This window comes from Corynebacterium sp. S7 (assembly GCF_054401105.1).
Genome location: NZ_CM136760.1, coordinates 1,217,107 through 1,232,179, shown reverse-complemented (window position 1 = coordinate 1,232,179; position 15,073 = coordinate 1,217,107). Strand labels below are relative to the sequence as shown.

At 58.1% G+C, this 15,073-nt stretch carries 12 protein-coding genes; 3 read left to right on the top strand and 9 right to left on the bottom strand.

Features of this window, described 5'->3' with window-relative positions; all coding sequences use genetic code 11:
• Nucleotides 1-48: 48 nt before the first annotated feature.
• From ACXZ66_RS05975 to ACXZ66_RS05945, 7 genes are all read right to left on the bottom strand, one after another.
• Nucleotides 49-1,209: an ATP-binding cassette domain-containing protein gene (locus tag ACXZ66_RS05975; protein WP_458750975.1), complete on the bottom strand. Its 1,161-nt coding sequence runs from the start codon at nucleotides 1,207-1,209 to the stop codon at nucleotides 49-51.
• Nucleotides 1,200-1,877, bottom strand: coding sequence for an energy-coupling factor transporter transmembrane component T family protein (locus ACXZ66_RS05970; protein ID WP_458750974.1), 678 nt, complete (start codon nucleotides 1,875-1,877; stop codon nucleotides 1,200-1,202). Before ACXZ66_RS05970 ends, ACXZ66_RS05975 begins: the two co-directional genes overlap by 10 nt.
• Entirely contained in the window at nucleotides 1,877-2,638 is a 762-nt protein-coding gene (locus tag ACXZ66_RS05965; protein WP_458751292.1) for an ECF transporter S component, read from the bottom strand. The genes ACXZ66_RS05970 and ACXZ66_RS05965 overlap by 1 nt, the downstream gene beginning before the upstream one ends.
• Nucleotides 2,639-2,744: 106 nt before the next feature.
• Complete coding sequence (locus ACXZ66_RS05960; protein ID WP_458750973.1) at nucleotides 2,745-3,710, bottom strand: nucleoside hydrolase; 966 nt, start codon at nucleotides 3,708-3,710, stop codon at nucleotides 2,745-2,747.
• Between the two features lies 1 nt (nucleotide 3,711).
• A complete protein-coding gene (locus tag ACXZ66_RS05955) occupies nucleotides 3,712-4,287 on the bottom strand; it encodes a histidine phosphatase family protein (protein WP_458750972.1) in 576 nt (191 codons plus the stop codon).
• Between the two features lie 15 nt (nucleotides 4,288-4,302).
• Nucleotides 4,303-5,664 carry an MFS transporter gene (locus ACXZ66_RS05950; RefSeq protein WP_458750971.1) on the bottom strand — a complete coding sequence of 454 codons (1,362 nt, stop codon included), beginning with the start codon at nucleotides 5,662-5,664 and terminating at the stop codon, nucleotides 4,303-4,305.
• Nucleotides 5,648-6,913 (bottom strand): MFS transporter, encoded by a 1,266-nt coding sequence (locus ACXZ66_RS05945; protein ID WP_458750970.1) that lies wholly within the window; start codon nucleotides 6,911-6,913, stop codon nucleotides 5,648-5,650. Before ACXZ66_RS05945 ends, ACXZ66_RS05950 begins: the two co-directional genes overlap by 17 nt.
• A 110-nt stretch (nucleotides 6,914-7,023) precedes the next feature.
• On the opposite strand from ACXZ66_RS05945, the gene ACXZ66_RS05940 reads away from it, so the two are divergent.
• On the top strand, nucleotides 7,024-7,479 hold the full coding sequence (locus tag ACXZ66_RS05940; RefSeq protein WP_458750969.1) for a hypothetical protein: 456 nt from the start codon (nucleotides 7,024-7,026) through the stop codon (nucleotides 7,477-7,479).
• A 34-nt stretch (nucleotides 7,480-7,513) separates the two neighbouring features.
• Here the strand turns inward: ACXZ66_RS05940 and ACXZ66_RS05935 are convergent, their stop codons facing one another.
• Complete coding sequence (locus ACXZ66_RS05935) at nucleotides 7,514-8,365, bottom strand: hypothetical protein (RefSeq protein ID WP_458750968.1); 852 nt, start codon at nucleotides 8,363-8,365, stop codon at nucleotides 7,514-7,516.
• Nucleotides 8,366-8,509: 144 nt separating this feature from the next.
• Nucleotides 8,510-10,231, bottom strand: coding sequence for a carboxylesterase/lipase family protein (locus tag ACXZ66_RS05930; protein WP_458750967.1), 1,722 nt, complete (start codon nucleotides 10,229-10,231; stop codon nucleotides 8,510-8,512).
• Nucleotides 10,232-10,439: 208 nt separating this feature from the next.
• Here ACXZ66_RS05930 and ACXZ66_RS05925 point away from each other — a divergent pair, with 208 nt between their 5' ends.
• Together ACXZ66_RS05925 and ACXZ66_RS05920 are read left to right on the top strand one after the other, a co-directional pair.
• Nucleotides 10,440-11,339, top strand: coding sequence for a hypothetical protein (locus ACXZ66_RS05925; RefSeq protein ID WP_458750966.1), 900 nt, complete (start codon nucleotides 10,440-10,442; stop codon nucleotides 11,337-11,339).
• A 5-nt stretch (nucleotides 11,340-11,344) separates the two neighbouring features.
• Entirely contained in the window at nucleotides 11,345-15,025 is a 3,681-nt protein-coding gene (locus tag ACXZ66_RS05920) for an ABC transporter ATP-binding protein (protein WP_458750965.1), read from the top strand.
• The last annotated feature ends 48 nt before the right edge of the window (nucleotides 15,026-15,073 follow it).

The window sequence follows — 15,073 nt, the reverse complement described above, 5'->3', positions numbered from 1 at the left end:
CAAAGCTACTCATCATCCGAGTTCGTCTAAAACTCATTGTGCCGAATCCTAAACCCACACCTCGCTGACCTGCGCGTACTCCCCTACTTCATCCATAAAGGAAGCGTCGTGGCAGGTCATCACTAGCGCAGCACCACCGGACAGGCAGCGGGCCAGCAACTCGTGGGCACGCGTGCGACCGCGGGTGTCCAAGCCGACGTCGGGCTCGTCGAAAAGCATCAATGTGCGGTTCTGCGCATAAATAGAGGCAATCTGTGCCAAGCGCAGGTTCGAAGCGGAGAGGTCCAGCGGGTGTTCTTCTGGGTCAAAACCCAACTCCGAGATCAGCGCGGCGTCGCCGATGAAACTCGAAATTGTGGTGTCCACGACCTGGTCGGCTGCGTGTTGGAGCGCCAACGAGGTGGGCACGGAAACACCAGCGTTATCGTCGAGGCCAGCCATGGCGCGCAGCAGCGTGGTCTTGCCCGAGCCGTTGGCGCCGCGCAGCCAGACAACTCCACCAGATGTCACCTGCAAAGAAACAGGCCCCACGGCAAAGTCGGGCTCGGTGGAAGCCTTGAACTGCCACCACCGTCGACTAGCACCGCCGCGGGAAGCGCTGACGGAACCTAAGTCGATAGGAGCCGCAGAAGAAGCAGGCACCGGAGCAGGCAGGCTAACTTCGTGGGATGCGGGTACGTGGATGGACAGGGAATCGTCGCGAAGCGATAAAACCGTGGTCCCCAACTCACGGTGAGCGCGATTGCCCAACACGATAATCTCGCTGGGCATGGCGCGGAAGAGTGCGACGATCGCGCGGGAGGACTCGGGGTCGAGGCCGGCGAAGGGGTTGTCTAAGACGAAGATGTCCGGCTCGAGGACCGCGACGGTGGCAATTGCGAGGCGGCGCGTTTGTCCGCCGGAGAGTTGGGTGGGGTGTCGGTGCGCGAGGTCGGCAAGTCCGCACATATCAAGGGTGCGGGTGCAGCGCTTCATCATCTCTTCGCGGTCGATGCCGCGTTGTTCGAGGCCGATGGCGACTTCTTCGATGACGGTATCGCGAAGTAGAGAGATGTGTGCTTCCGCGTCTTGAATGACCACGCCGCAACCGGGCAGTGTTTCGTGAAGTTCGCGGGCTAAGCGGCTTAGGCCCTGGCCGGAATCGGCAACTACTTGGACAGTCTTATTGCGTGATGCTGCCAGGGAGGCGCGCAGTGGTGTCAGATCCATATGACCACCGCCAAACACGCAATCGGCACGAGGTAGCGAAGCAAGCGCTGGGTGGTGCTGTCTGCTGGTGGGATGAGCACGGTGCGCTTGCCTTCGATGTCGTAGCCTGCGGTCTCAAGTGCTTGGCCGCGGGAAGCGCCTTGGGAAAGCACACTGGTCATCACGGGGAGCACCAGATGTGGCACGACGGTACGCAGGTTAATCTTGCGCCCGACAAGCGTGTTGGCATCGCGGGCGCGCTGGGCGGCCAGACGACCCTGCGGCAAAAACTGCAAGGCCGAGCCGACAATATAGGCCACGCGATTTCCCAAGGGGCTGATCTGTAGGGCTTTGACCAGCTCTGGGATGGTGACGAAGGTCATCGCCGACAGCAGGCACGCCATCAGGGCCGCGAAGCGCAAAGTGAGCGAGCCCGCCAGCGCCAGGCCATCGGAGGTCAGAAGCGGAGCGATCTGGTTGTCGCCGTAGGGTGCGTGGACTAACACCATGGACAGACCTAGCGGAATCACAAGGACCAGTACGGCAAGGGGAACAGACAGGTTACGAGTTCTGGTCACAGCTAAAACGAGTGCAAGGAGAATCAGTACCGCTGATACCAGCGGGGAGTTCAGTCCCAGTGCCAGGATCCACCCTGACATCCCGATTGCTAAAGCTGTGAGTGGGTTCATTATTTGACCTGCGCCGATTCTTGCAGCTCAAGTGGTTGGAAGCTGCGCAGGGTCTTCTTCGGCATCGCCTTGATCGCGGCCCACACGATCAACATCACTAGGACCTTATCCAGCGGATCAGAGATCAGCGACTGCACAAATACCGCACCAAGCAGCTCCATATTTAGCTCACGGAAGAGCGTCACCAGGGCGCCGGTGCCTACGCCGGCGGTACCGCCATAGACGAAAGCCGCCACAGGAGCCGCCATGAGCGCGGTTGCAACACCAACAATCAGACCGGAAATAACCACGCGGAAAACATTCTTGAAGGCACCAAAGCGGTGGATCAGCACACCGGCAAGCCAGCCCGTCATGGCCTGACTAGCAGCAAAAGGCAGCGCAGCCGGATTAAGCAAGCCCCACACCACCGAGGCCAGCACACCCGTAGACATGCCGGCAATTGGCCCCGCGAGTGCGGCCATCAAGATGGTACCCACCGCATCGATATACAGCGGGATACCCACCGCACCCACAATCTGGCCGATGACCATATTCAGCACAATGGCCACGGGGATCATTGCAATGGTACGCGCCGGAAGCGCTGGCAAGGTGGCCGCGAGCAGCAGGATTGCGCCACCGATATAGCCTCCGAGCGTGATCAGCGATTCCGTCGAACCACCCACCGAATCCCAATCGGTAGGCCGCACGAGCACGAGATAAATCCAGGTAGCAGCAACAACGGCCACGCCAGCAGCGGCAAGAGCCTTGCGAGCCGGGGTCATTGCAGATTGTTCAGACATAGGTGGTCCTCGAAAGTTCGTTAAGAAAACGGGCACGGGGAAATGGCACCCTATGTCACCTCGGGCTCAGCCACAACGACATTGGACTTTAGTCGGTGCGCGCGTGTTGCGCCAACAGAAGCGCCGCTCGATCCAACTCCTCTTGTGCGCCTGCGATATCCGCGCTCATCACCAGGTGCGCATTCGCCGGCTTATCCCAATGATTTCGCAGGTCAGCCACCGAGGTCCCGCGCATCAGCTCACTATCAGCCTCCACGGCCACGGTAGTAGTCAGCTCCGTATAATCCACGGTCACCAGCGCGATCATGCAGGTCAACAGATCATGAATCTGCGCCTGATACCCCTCGTTATTGCGCTCGTGGAACTCAAAATAAAACCGCAGGATGTCGTTCAGGTAGTGCGCGATAGGCACCGCACCAAGCTTATCGACGAGCGCTGCCGCACGCTCCGGATTCACCAGCATGCGCTCAGTGACCTCTAGCGAACACAAGGTGATCTCGCTCGGCGTGTGCTGAAAAACTTCGGCGGCCGCATGCGGATCGACCCAGAAGTTCCACTCGGCCGTAGGCGTGGTATTTCCGCGGTAGTTCACCGCCCCACCCATCACGGTGATGTAGTTGAGCTGCGCAAAATGCTCCGGGTGGTCGTGGCGAAATTGAGCCAGGTTGGTCAAAGGACCAGTGATAATCAGGTGGAGATCGGAGCCGTGCTTCTCAATGGCGTCGATCCAGAGTTGCTGCCAATCGTCGTGAAGCGATGTCTGTTGTGGCGCGGTGACATAGCCCAGTCCGGTCGGGCCGTGGGTCTCCGGGGTGATTGTCAGTGGGACCTGCAGTGGGACGGCGCGGCCCGGCGCGACGGGGATTGTGCCCAGGCCGCAAAGCTCTAGTACCCATGCTGCGTTGGAGGCGGTGTTGTCTACTGTGGTGTTGCCCGCCGTGGTAGTCACAGCTTCCAGCGTGATCTCTCCTGCGACGTGCAGCCCGGCAAGGTAGATCAGGGCGAGGGTGTCGTCGATTCCTGGGTCACAATCAATCACTACGGGCGCGCGCATATTAGAGCCCCAGGTAGTTATATGTTTCGAGGCGCATGCGGTGGCCGTCTAAATCAACGATGGAGGCACTCGCGTGGCGCGGGTTAACCATCTTCGAGGTGTCCAAGCCCAAACCGCGAGCCAGGTAGCGACGAATCACTCCCCCGTGCGCCACCACGCACACAGTTTCAATGTTGTTGGCTGCTGCGTGGCTCAGCGCATCGAAGATCGCTGCGTTGATGCGCAAGAAAAACTCGCCCATGTCATCGCCACCCTCGGGCGCGTATTCGCCATTGACCCAATCGCTATAGAGCTTCTGGTCGATATTGTCGATGAGCTGGCCTTCCCAGACACCTAGATTGAACTCGTTGAGGCGTGGGTCGCTCTTATCTATAGTCAATCCGGCGGCCTCAGCGGTTTGGATGGTGCGCTGCAATGCCGAGGTAACCACGTAGCCGGGTTCGATGGACTGAAGGAAAGGTGCCAGCTTTGCTGACTCTTCCCTGCCCTGATCGCAAATGGCAATATCGGTGCTGCCTTGCATGCGCCGCTCAATATTCCAGTCCGTGGATCCGTGCCTGATTAACACTAGTTTCATGAGGCTCACTCTAGATCAGGCGCGGAACTGGCGCACGGCCCCCAGCCCCACGAGCAGGACGGCCACGGGGACAAACATGGAAATGCCCATGCCGAAGCCCACGCCGTAGGCAACACCGATTTGCATGACCGCGCCCATGGAAGCGGAACCGATCACGGCACCTACTTGACGCGCGGTGTTGTACACACCCGAGCCCGCGCCCATTACATCCGAGGGCAGGTCGCGCATAGCAATAGCGGAGTTCGGCGACCAGGCCAAACCATTGGCAATGCCAAGCAGGGTGACTGGGATGAGCATCCACCACACGGACAATCCCGAGATCATGAAAATGCCAAATAGAAGCAGCGAAACAATCAACGCACCGAAGCCGATCGTGGATACCGTGCCCGGCGCGATCCGGTCGGTGAGCCTTCCTGCGTACGGCGCAACAAGAACTGACATTACGCCCATCGGAATGAGCACGAGACCCGCCTGCGCGCTGCCCATTCCAAGTTCTACCTGCAGGTATTGCATGACAGGAAGCTGCACTGTGTACACGGCGAAGCCAAGAGTAAACACCGCGATGATGCCATATTTAAAGTTGTGAACTTTAAACAGCTTCAAGGGAATAAGTGCGTCGTCGCCACGCGACTTTTGCCTTTGATAAAGCGCGTAGAACCCGAAGATTCCGACGGCGAATGCGGCCCACACCGGCCAACCCCAATTCCACTCGGGGCCTTGCTGGAATGCAACGGTGACACCCGCGACGGCGACAAGGGAGAGCAGCGCCGAAGGGATATCGATTGTCGCGCTGGTGCGCTCGAGGACCGGGACGAACCGGGCCACGGCGATCAGCGAGATAATCCCTACGGGGATGTAGATGGCGAAGACCCAGCGCCAGCCTCCGGCGGCCACCACGAGCCCGCCAATGACGGGGCCGAACATTCCTGCCGAGCCGCCGACCGCACTCCAATAGCCCATGGCTTTGCCACGGTGTTCACGAGGGAAGATGCGGTTGATCACGGCCATCGGCTGTGGATTGAGCAGAGAACCGCCAAAGCCTTGGATGGCGCGCAGGAGGATCAAGATCTCAATCGAGGGCGCAAAGGCACACAATCCGGCGGCCACCACGAAGATGGTCATGCCGATCATATACATCCGGCGCTGGCCGTACCTGTCGCCGAGCCTGCCCGTAATCAGCAGTGGAACGGCGAAGGTGAGCAGGTAGATCGCTACAACCCAGACGATCTGGTTCGTCGAGGCGTTGAGCTCCTCTGCGATGGCAGGAAGTGCCACGGCCACCATCGATTGGTCAATCAGCGTGAGGAAGAGCCCCACGCACAGCGCGGCGAGCGCCTTATATGAGTTCGATAGATCCGCTTTATTCAGTACCCTCACCCTTAATCGTTGTAATTTGCTGTTGTTTACTGGACAGCGTTTCTCGCCCGGTCAACCACACTGCGGCGGCGACGAGAGCCAAAACGCCACAGGCCATGAATGCCGTTTGGAACCCATACGTTTCCGCCATGGCACCAATCAAAATCGGGCCCAAGATCTGTCCTGCGTCCATGCTCATCTGGAAAGTAGACAGGACCTTACCGCCGGAACGGTTGTTACCAATGATGTCAGCCAGCACCGCTTGCTGACCCGGATTGAGCAGGCCACCGCCGACGCCTGCGAGCGCCGAGGTAATAATCAGTGGCCAGAATGAATCAGAGAAGCCCAAGATGGTGGTGAACACCGCGGTAGTGAGCAGACCCGCGATGATCAGCGGTTTACGACCGATCGTGTCCGCCAATCGACCCGAAAACTGCAGCGCAATCATATTGCCCAGCGCGAACGCCGCCAGAGCAAAGCCCGATGCTGCCCCGCCATTGGTGAACACGGCCGCTGCAAAGAGCGGCAGCACTGCCACGCGCACACCCATGTTAATCCAACCGTGCGAGAAGTTAGAAACCAGTACCGCACGGTAGGCAGAATCCCTCAACGCCTCGGAAAGCTGCATCGGCGGCAGTGATTCCTTTTTCACATCTTCATTGCTGCGAGGCATGGCCAACCACACCACGAAGGCTGCAAGCCCCACACCGATGCCATAGATCACGAATGGCCAACGCATCCCCAAAAACGACATCGCAGCGCCGATAACCGGACCAATCACGTTGCCCAAAAGGAACGCCGAACCATAGACCGACGAGGCTCGACCTCGAATCGCTGGCGGGGCGACCTTCACAATCAACCCCATGGCCGAGATGGAAAACATCGTCGAGCCCAGCCCCGCTAAGGTGCGCAGCACAAGAATCTGCCAAAATTCCTGGGTCACAGCGACCAATGCGGTGGTCACCGCGACGATGACCAGTCCCGATAGGTACACCCTCCGGGTACCAAGCTTATCGACGAGGCGCCCCGCCCACGGCGCGCCAAACAGACGAGCAGCCGAAAACACCGATACAACGGCTCCCGCTGCTGCCATAGAAACGCCAAAACTCACCGCAAACTGCGGAATGATCGGTGCGATGAGCCCATAGCCCAGGGCAATAAGAAACGCAGCGGAGACAAGCACCCAAATCTGGCGAGGAATTTTCGGTGTTGGCTCATTCGGTGTTGGCTCAGATGCGTTGTGCTCAGAATCTGAAGGTTTCGTGGTCATTGTTCCCTTAGGCTATCCCCTTTTCGAAGAAACTACCTATCCAAGACAAATTAGCACACTTGTTCTATAGTGGGAATATCTCGTCGAACGCCAGTCCTAAAATTTGGATCATGAATAACACACACTCGCACTCCATTTCCCAGAAGCACGCCGAACTCTTGTCCCAAATCTCGTCCATCTTGCACCACCCGCGCTCGCTCGCACGGCCACTTGCATCCTGGCGCCCTCCCACAAAAGCGCTGCCCGGAATAGCGGGTGGTGCCCCACTGACCATGGCTATCAGCAGGCACCGAGTCGGCCCCAGAGTCCAGGCTCGGCTACAGGGATATGGGGAAACTCGTCACCCTGCATATTTGATCAGTATCCGCATCACTGATCCAACCGGGTCGCCCGCACCGCGCGACATTGCGGAAGAATGGATCCGCGCGCTGTTGCCTTTAAACATAGAAGGCGCGGTGCACGAACTGTCGTCGCACACCGCGGTTACCTATGTTTGGATCGTCGATGGAAAATTCCAGCCACTGCAGTCGCCTGCCTCCATGTTCCAGGAAAGCGCTGCAGCGTAAAAGGAGTACCTAGCGTTCTCGGGGCGGTGCCCGATTAGCGCCCGTCTTCGTACTCGGCGATGTTGTCTACCTCATCGAGATCATCAATATCGTCGGAATCATCGTCGGCATCGAGGTCAGTGTCAATGTCGACATCATCGTCGCCATCGTCTGCGCCGAAGATGTCGTACACCTCAGGTTCCTCAAACTCATCGTCTACAACCGGGACCAGCTGGGCTTCCCAATCGTCTGCATGATCGGCGGCGAGCGAGAGCACGTCGAAGAGGCGATCGAAATCGGTAAAGGTGCCCAAAGCCAGGACTTCCCCGTCGAGGTCAGCTTCAATAGCCAAGTCGTTAAACAGACGGTCACGGTCCTCATTGGAAAGCTCAGCTTCCCCATCAGATTCCCACAACTCATCAATGGCCTGGTCAACCAATTCGTCAAAATCATTGCCCATAGCAACAAACTCAACAACTGCAGAAGGCACCCCATCGAGCACCTCAACAAGCACCTGGATCTCTGAATTGTCGCCTACCTCAGCGCGAACCAGGTGTGGGTTGACTACGTCTTGGAAGAAATCTAGGTCTTCAATGCGCTCATCTGTGCTTTCCAGCAGATCCCGCAAAACCGTGACAACTTGGTCGGTGGCAATGTGGTCCGCCACAGTCTGCACAGCCGCGTCAACAGAAAAGACAACGGAGACTAAGACTGCTTCAAAATCGTCATCGTCCTCATCAACATCCGCGGCAGCAATGTACACATTCGCTGCCGGCAAGTGAGGGTCAATCTCGACAAACTGGATTTCAACCTCGGCGGTAATGGGTACAAACATAACTTCGTCGTGCACCCGTGATTCCACCCCATCGCGGTCGAGCGCCGCAGCGATATCCTCAAAAAAGCTCATGGTCAACAGTCCCTTTCCGGAAATTCGTCCCTTGAATCATGCGCACTCTGTTGGGGGATAAAATGGTGGCCGGTACCAGCCTAGTTCGCAGATTCACTTCACGCCCGATATTGCCACTGTGAAATTGCCACGAAAGTAAAAATCCTATTCGACTGCCTCAAAAACGGTACCTAAGAACTCCGCCACACGCTCTTCCAAGTCATGGCGTCCCTCGCCCCACTCGGTCATTGAGAATGATTCCCACGCGCGACGCTTCGTTGCCTTCGGATCCAATTCCACATGAGAATCCTTATCAAAGATGACCGTCGCACGGCCAGGCGCCTCGTCGGTACGCATCCCATACTCAGGCCACTGCGGTCCCGGGGTTCCATAGTGGAAGAAATTGCCCCAGTGAAATTGCATCCTTTCGCTCACCTCATCGAAGCCCTCGTTGGACAAGATGTTGTCCAACCTAGCGGCGCGGGTTGTCCCCGGGGCACCAAAAACTGCAGTCAGGTCCGAAGAGTGGATCGCCCAAAGTCCGAGTCGCTGCATCGCTGTACTGGCATAGTCGTAGCGATACATCCAGGTCTGGGCTACAAACCTGTGATTAGTGGCAACCGAAACCGTCGGCGCCCAGAACACGGCATCTGCTAAAAGCTCAGCGAAATCTGAACGAGACTCCGCATTGTCATAGGCTTCAAGCACTTTTTGGGCGTTTGCGGAATCATAGACATCTAGCAAGCGGCGAGCCGCCTTGGCCCGTGCCTTATTACGTAGATACATGGCTTTGGCAAAACTTGCTTCGTCAGAATTGGTCCCCAGAATCAAAGGCACAGGCGCTTGATTACCGTCTGCGAATGCATCCAACGGGTGTTGCATCACGGTCTCGCCGTCCACGGAAGGCATGTACGCCGAGTTCAAATACATCAATTCGCCACCCCGGATCACCATGGCCTGGCCTACTCGAACCAATTCTGCGCCCTCGACTTGGCGCAGCTCCGACATGCTGGACAGCCTGGACATGCCCATCGAATCCAGCAGGCGCGTCGCCCACGACGCTGCCTGCAGCCTCGAATGCACAGCGCCAATCGGAGGAGACTGCGCGATCGCACGGTGGAATAGACCGTGTGCGGAAGGAGCGGTCATCAGCGAGATCACAGAAGCACCGCCTGCTGATTCACCCATGATGGTCACCGAATTGGGATCACCGCCAAAAGCAGCTGCGTTGTCTCTGACCCATTGCAGTGCCAGAATCTGATCCTTGAGCGCAGGATTGGCCACGCAATCATCCCCGATCGAGCGCAAATCCAAATAGCCCAGCACACCGAGGCGGAAATTCACCGAGATGTAGACAACATCGGTAGTCAACGACAAGTTATGGCCTTGGAGTACTTTTTCATGCGAGGAACCCATGAGGAAGGATCCGCCGTGGAAATACACCACGACCGGTAAAACATCGTCGGTATTTGGCCGGACCACATCCAAGGTCAAGCAATCTTCGCTACCAATGACCTTACTGGTCAGGCCGTAAGTTCCCTGCAAAGCAGGCGGGGCGAAAGAGGTACATTCCCGGATACCAATCCAAGGCTCTGCCGGGCGCGGATCCCGAAATCGGTGCTCACCGCTGGTATCAGCACCGTAAGGCACTCCCCTCCAAGTACGCACTCCTGAAAGAGAATCAATAAACCCGCGGATTTTGCCCTGCGTTGTGGTCACAACTGGACCGCTACCTGTGTGGGGAGACAATTGGTTGGAAGAATTTTTGCCATGAAGGCTCTTAACAGAAGCAGTCTCCCCAGCGCCAGATCGCCGACCGCGACCGGTGCTGGGGCCCATATCAGGCCCTTCTCCGGGCGCAGTAGACACGGCATCGGAAACACTCATGTTATCTAGGTTAGTCGGCGAATCTTAATATATACTGAGAGTTTTTCTACGCTTCACGTGCAAAATTTTCCTACCGGGCAAAACGGAAAGTCTCAAAAATTACAAGTTGATCAAGATGGAAATAAACCTTCTTGGGCTAACGCTATAAAGTTCGTTGACTACCTAGGATAATCATTTCCTTACCAATCCTGCTTCTAAGGAGGAACCCATGGCACGGTCAAAAACAAAGCTTTCATTCGATGACAACCAAGTCGTTGTTGACGCCATCGGCTCAGATCCCTCGGCCATCGAACACGGTGTGGGGCCCATTGGGCGAGCCTTGATCGGGGCCGTGGACAAGGCAGTCCACATCCAGGGATCCAGCATCAAACGCTACGTCAACCGCCTGCGTCGCAATAATCCGAACGCAACTCCGGCGGAGATCCAAAAAATCATGGATCGCCACTTCCTCACTGCCGTGTCCGGCACAGGTGCCGGCGTGGGCGCAACAGCCGCAGTTCCCGGCGTTGGTTTCTTCCTAGGCACGGCCGCTGTGGCAGGCGAGTCAGCAGTCTTCCTCGACTTTGGCGCGGTGTATACCGTGGCCAGCGCGTATCTGCGTGGCATTGATATCTCTGACCCTGAGCGTCGACGCACACTCGTATTGATCACACTGCTCGGCTCGAAGGGCTTGGCCATCGTCGATGCGATGATGGGCGATGTCGCCATCGGCTCTCCCGTGGCCAAGTCGCTGACTCGTTTTTCGGGACCCAAGCTGGCAGATATTAACAGCCAGCTACTGTCCCTTGCCGTCAAGCAGGTCACCAAGAAGTTCTCCGCGGCATGGATTTCAAAGATTATGCCGCTGGGAATCGGTGCCGTTGCAGGAACGGTGGTCAATCGTCGTCTAGCAAAATCCGTGATGTCGAACGTATCTACTAGCCTGGGTGCTACCCCGCAGCGCTTCCTCGTGGAGCTTCCGCAGGCGCCAACCTCGCACGAGGATGACGCTGCTATCGCCGAGCTGGAGGCGCTGCTCACTGAATCATCTTCGGACTCAAAACACTCAGACAAGAACGGCCGCATCCAGCGCGCTTGGAACTCGCTGCTGCACCGCTCAGATAAGTAGGAAACATGAATCAGGCTTCGCCAACCAATCGCGGAGCTCGCCTCATTTGGCAGATTATCAAGCGGCGTCCCGTGGTGGCGGTCGTTGCATTTTCTACGGCGATCGTGGCCACGCTTTTGCAGGTGACCGTCCCGGCGCTGACGGGCCAGGCCATCGATGTGGCCACCGGGCAAACCGTGGGCTCGATTTCTGCGATCGCGTGGACCATGGTCGCCATCGCGCTCGGCCAATATGTGATGCAGATTGCCCGGCGTTGGTCGGCCGGCTCGCTGTCGGTCGGAGCGCAGCATACGCTGCGCGTTGATGTGCTTGATGCGCTACAAGCACTGGACGGTCCCGGCCAGGACAAGATCGTTACCGGCCAGATCGTTTCGCGCTCGATCAGTGACTTGAACCAGTTCCAATCGGTTCTTGCCATGGGTCCGCTGGCACTTTCGCGCGCCCTGCAGCTATTGGTCACGGTGGTGGTGATGCTGACCATGTCAGTGCCGCTGACCCTTCTCGCACTGGCGTTTTTGCCCATCATTTTGTGGTTGGCCAACCGTTCGCGCAAGACGCTCTACGCCGCGACTTGGGAGAATCAGCAGGCCACCGCCGATCTAGCTGAGCACGTCGAACAGACGGTCTCGGGCGTGCGAGTGGTTAAGGCGTTCGGCAGAGAAGACCAGGCAGTCGACCGGCTCGATGCCCTGGGCACGCGCCTCTACTCAGTGAAAATGCGTGCGGCTAAACTCACCGCTCGCTTTAGGCCCCTTTTGTCACAGCTGCCCAATTTCGCCCTTGTGATCACGATTGTGCTCGGCGGTCTCACGGCCATCAACGGTGGCATTTCCGTCGGCGAGTTCGTCGCGTTTACCGCGTACCTCACCTCGATGACATCGCTGATGAGCATGCTCACCAACACCTACGTCACCTTGCAAATGGGCATGAGTAGCGTCGATCGTCTCGACGATGTGCTGCGTCTGCGTCCCGAACGCGAAGACCCCGCCACTCCCCTTGAGCTCGGCGAGGAACCACTGGGTATTTCCTTCAACAACGTCACCTTCTCCACCGACGGCCACCAAGTCTTAGACAACCTCACGTTGCGCGTCACACCTGGCGAAAGCGTCGTAGTTGTCGGCGGCCCGGGCGCCGGAAAATCCATGGCAGTCCAGCTTGCCGGCGGGTTCTACACCCCGGATTCTGGCAGCATCGCCCTCGTCGGCACGCGCGACTACCCCTACGAAGAACTCCGTCTGCATGACATCCGTGACCGCGTGACCTGCGTTTTCGACGAAGCTTTCCTCTTTTCCAGCTCGATCCGCGACAACATCACCATGGGGCTCGAGGTCTCCGACGAGGAGGTCGCGCGTGTCGCCGCCCTCGCGCGTGCCGACGAGTTCATCGAGAAACTCGCCGACGGATACGACACCGTAGTCGGCGAACGCGGCCTGACACTTTCAGGTGGTCAGCGCCAGCGCATCGCCATCGCGCGCGCATTGCTATCGAAGCCACAGATCATGCTTCTCGACGACGCGACTAGCGCCATCGATGCCGAGAACGAGCGAATCATCTTGGCCAACCTGCGTTCCGAGCTGAAAAACACCACTGTGATCGCAGTCGCTCACCGCCAATCCACGGTTGATCTCGCAGATCGTGTGGTCATCATGGATCAGGGTTCTGTCATTGCCGATGGACCGCGTGAGCAAATCGTCGATACGCGTGCTTATACCACCTTGATGGATCCCACTGACCCCGCGGAAGAGGTCAACGTCTCGGCTGAGACCTTGACTGAACCAAGCCACGAGGAGCTCTGGCCGGAGGTTGCCGCCGCAGATGAGGGCCCGGCGATTCAGGCGACGGCCACCGGCCACATGGGGCACACCGCTGTGCTCACTGAGACCCCTGAGCTCAAGGAACGCTTGGCCAAGTTGCCTCCCGCCGACGAACAACCTCACATCGACTCGGCTCGGTTGCGGGAGACGAATCGTCCATTTAAGATTCGCGACCTGTTTGCCGCGGTGAAGTGGCTCATTGTCGGCGTGATCATCTTGCTGATTATCGGGGTGCTCGCGGACCTCGCCTTCCCCACCCTGATCCGTATCGCCATCGACAGGGGTATCTCTGCCGGGAGCACGTCCACGCTGTGGCTTGTTGCGGGGGTGGCTGCTGTGGTCGTGTTGATCTCCTGGGCATCCAACGTAGCCATGACCGTGTTGAGTTCACGTTCCGGTGAGCGCTTGCTGTACGGATTACGCCTGCGCAGCTATGCACACCTGCAGCGCCTGGGCATGTCGTATTTCGAGTCGAATCTGTCGGGCAAGATCATGACGCGCATGACCACCGACATCGACACTTTGTCCAACTTCCTGCAAACGGGCCTGGCGCAAGCGATCGTCTCCATCGGCACGCTCATTGGTGTCAGCGCGATGCTTGTCGCCACCGATGGTTCATTGACTCTGATCGCATTCATCGCCGTGCCGATTATCGTCGTGGTCACGATCATTTTCCGCAGGCTCTCCAAGCGGTTCTACACCCAAGCCCGCCAACAGGTCTCCGTGGTCAACGGCCAATTCTCCGAGCTAATCGGCGGTATTCGAACCAGCCAAATGCACAACATGGAGTCCACCGCGCACGATTCCTTCGCCTCACAGTCCGAGAAATACCGCTCGCTGCGTATGCGCTCCCAAGTCTTGGTGGCGTTCTATTTCCCAGGAATGCAGGCAATCTCGCAGATCATGACCGCCGTCGTGGTCGGTATCGGTGCAACACGAGTTGCTGAGGGTTCGCTTTCCGTCGGCGTCGTCGTCGCGTTCACCATGTACCTCGGCCAGCTTTATGGTCCAATTCAACAGCTCGGACAGATCTTCGACTCATGGCAGCAAGCAACCGTCAGCTTCACCCGCATCGCAGAATTGCTTGCTACAAAAACCACCGTGCCCGATAAGGGGGTAGCGCCGGGGGCAGCGCAGGCTGCTGCGGGCGAAGTGTCCCTGCGCAACGTTGATTTCGCCTATGAAGGTGCCGCAGACACGGAGATCCTAGACAACCTGTCGCTCAACCTCAAGCCCCGCGAAACCGTCGCTTTGGTCGGGCCGACTGGCGCCGGAAAATCCACAGTGGTGAAGTTGCTGGCCCGTTTCTACGACCCCACCTCAGGCCGGATAGAAGCTTCAGGGCAAGACATTTCCTCGTTCCCCCTGGCCGAATGGCGTCGCGCCATCGCCCAAGTGCCCCAGGAGTCCTACTTCTTCCCCGGCACCGTCGCCGAAAATATCGCCTACGGTGTCGACGATGCCTCTGACGAGGACATTGAGCAGGCGGTGCGCGCGATCGACTCCCTCGACGTCATCGCTACAATCCCCGGTGGCTTCAATCACGTCGTTGGCGAACGTGGCCGCGGGCTGTCCGCCGGGCAGCGCCAGATCATCGCTCTCGCGCGCGCCGAAATGTTAGATGCGCCAATAATGCTTCTCGACGAAGCCACCGCCACACTCGACCCAGCCTCAGAGAAGAAGGTGCTCGATGCCTCGGCCCAAGCCACCAGCAAACGCACCTCTGTGATCGTGGCTCACCGCTTGGCTACGGCACGTCAGGCCGATCGCATACTAGTTATTGACGAGGGACGTATCATCGAAGATGGATCCCACGATCTACTCCTTGATAGCGGTGGAAAATATGCCCAGATGTGGGCCAGCAACCGCTAACGGGGGTAGGTATACTCCGATAAGTGGATTACATCGATTCAAGTTTAC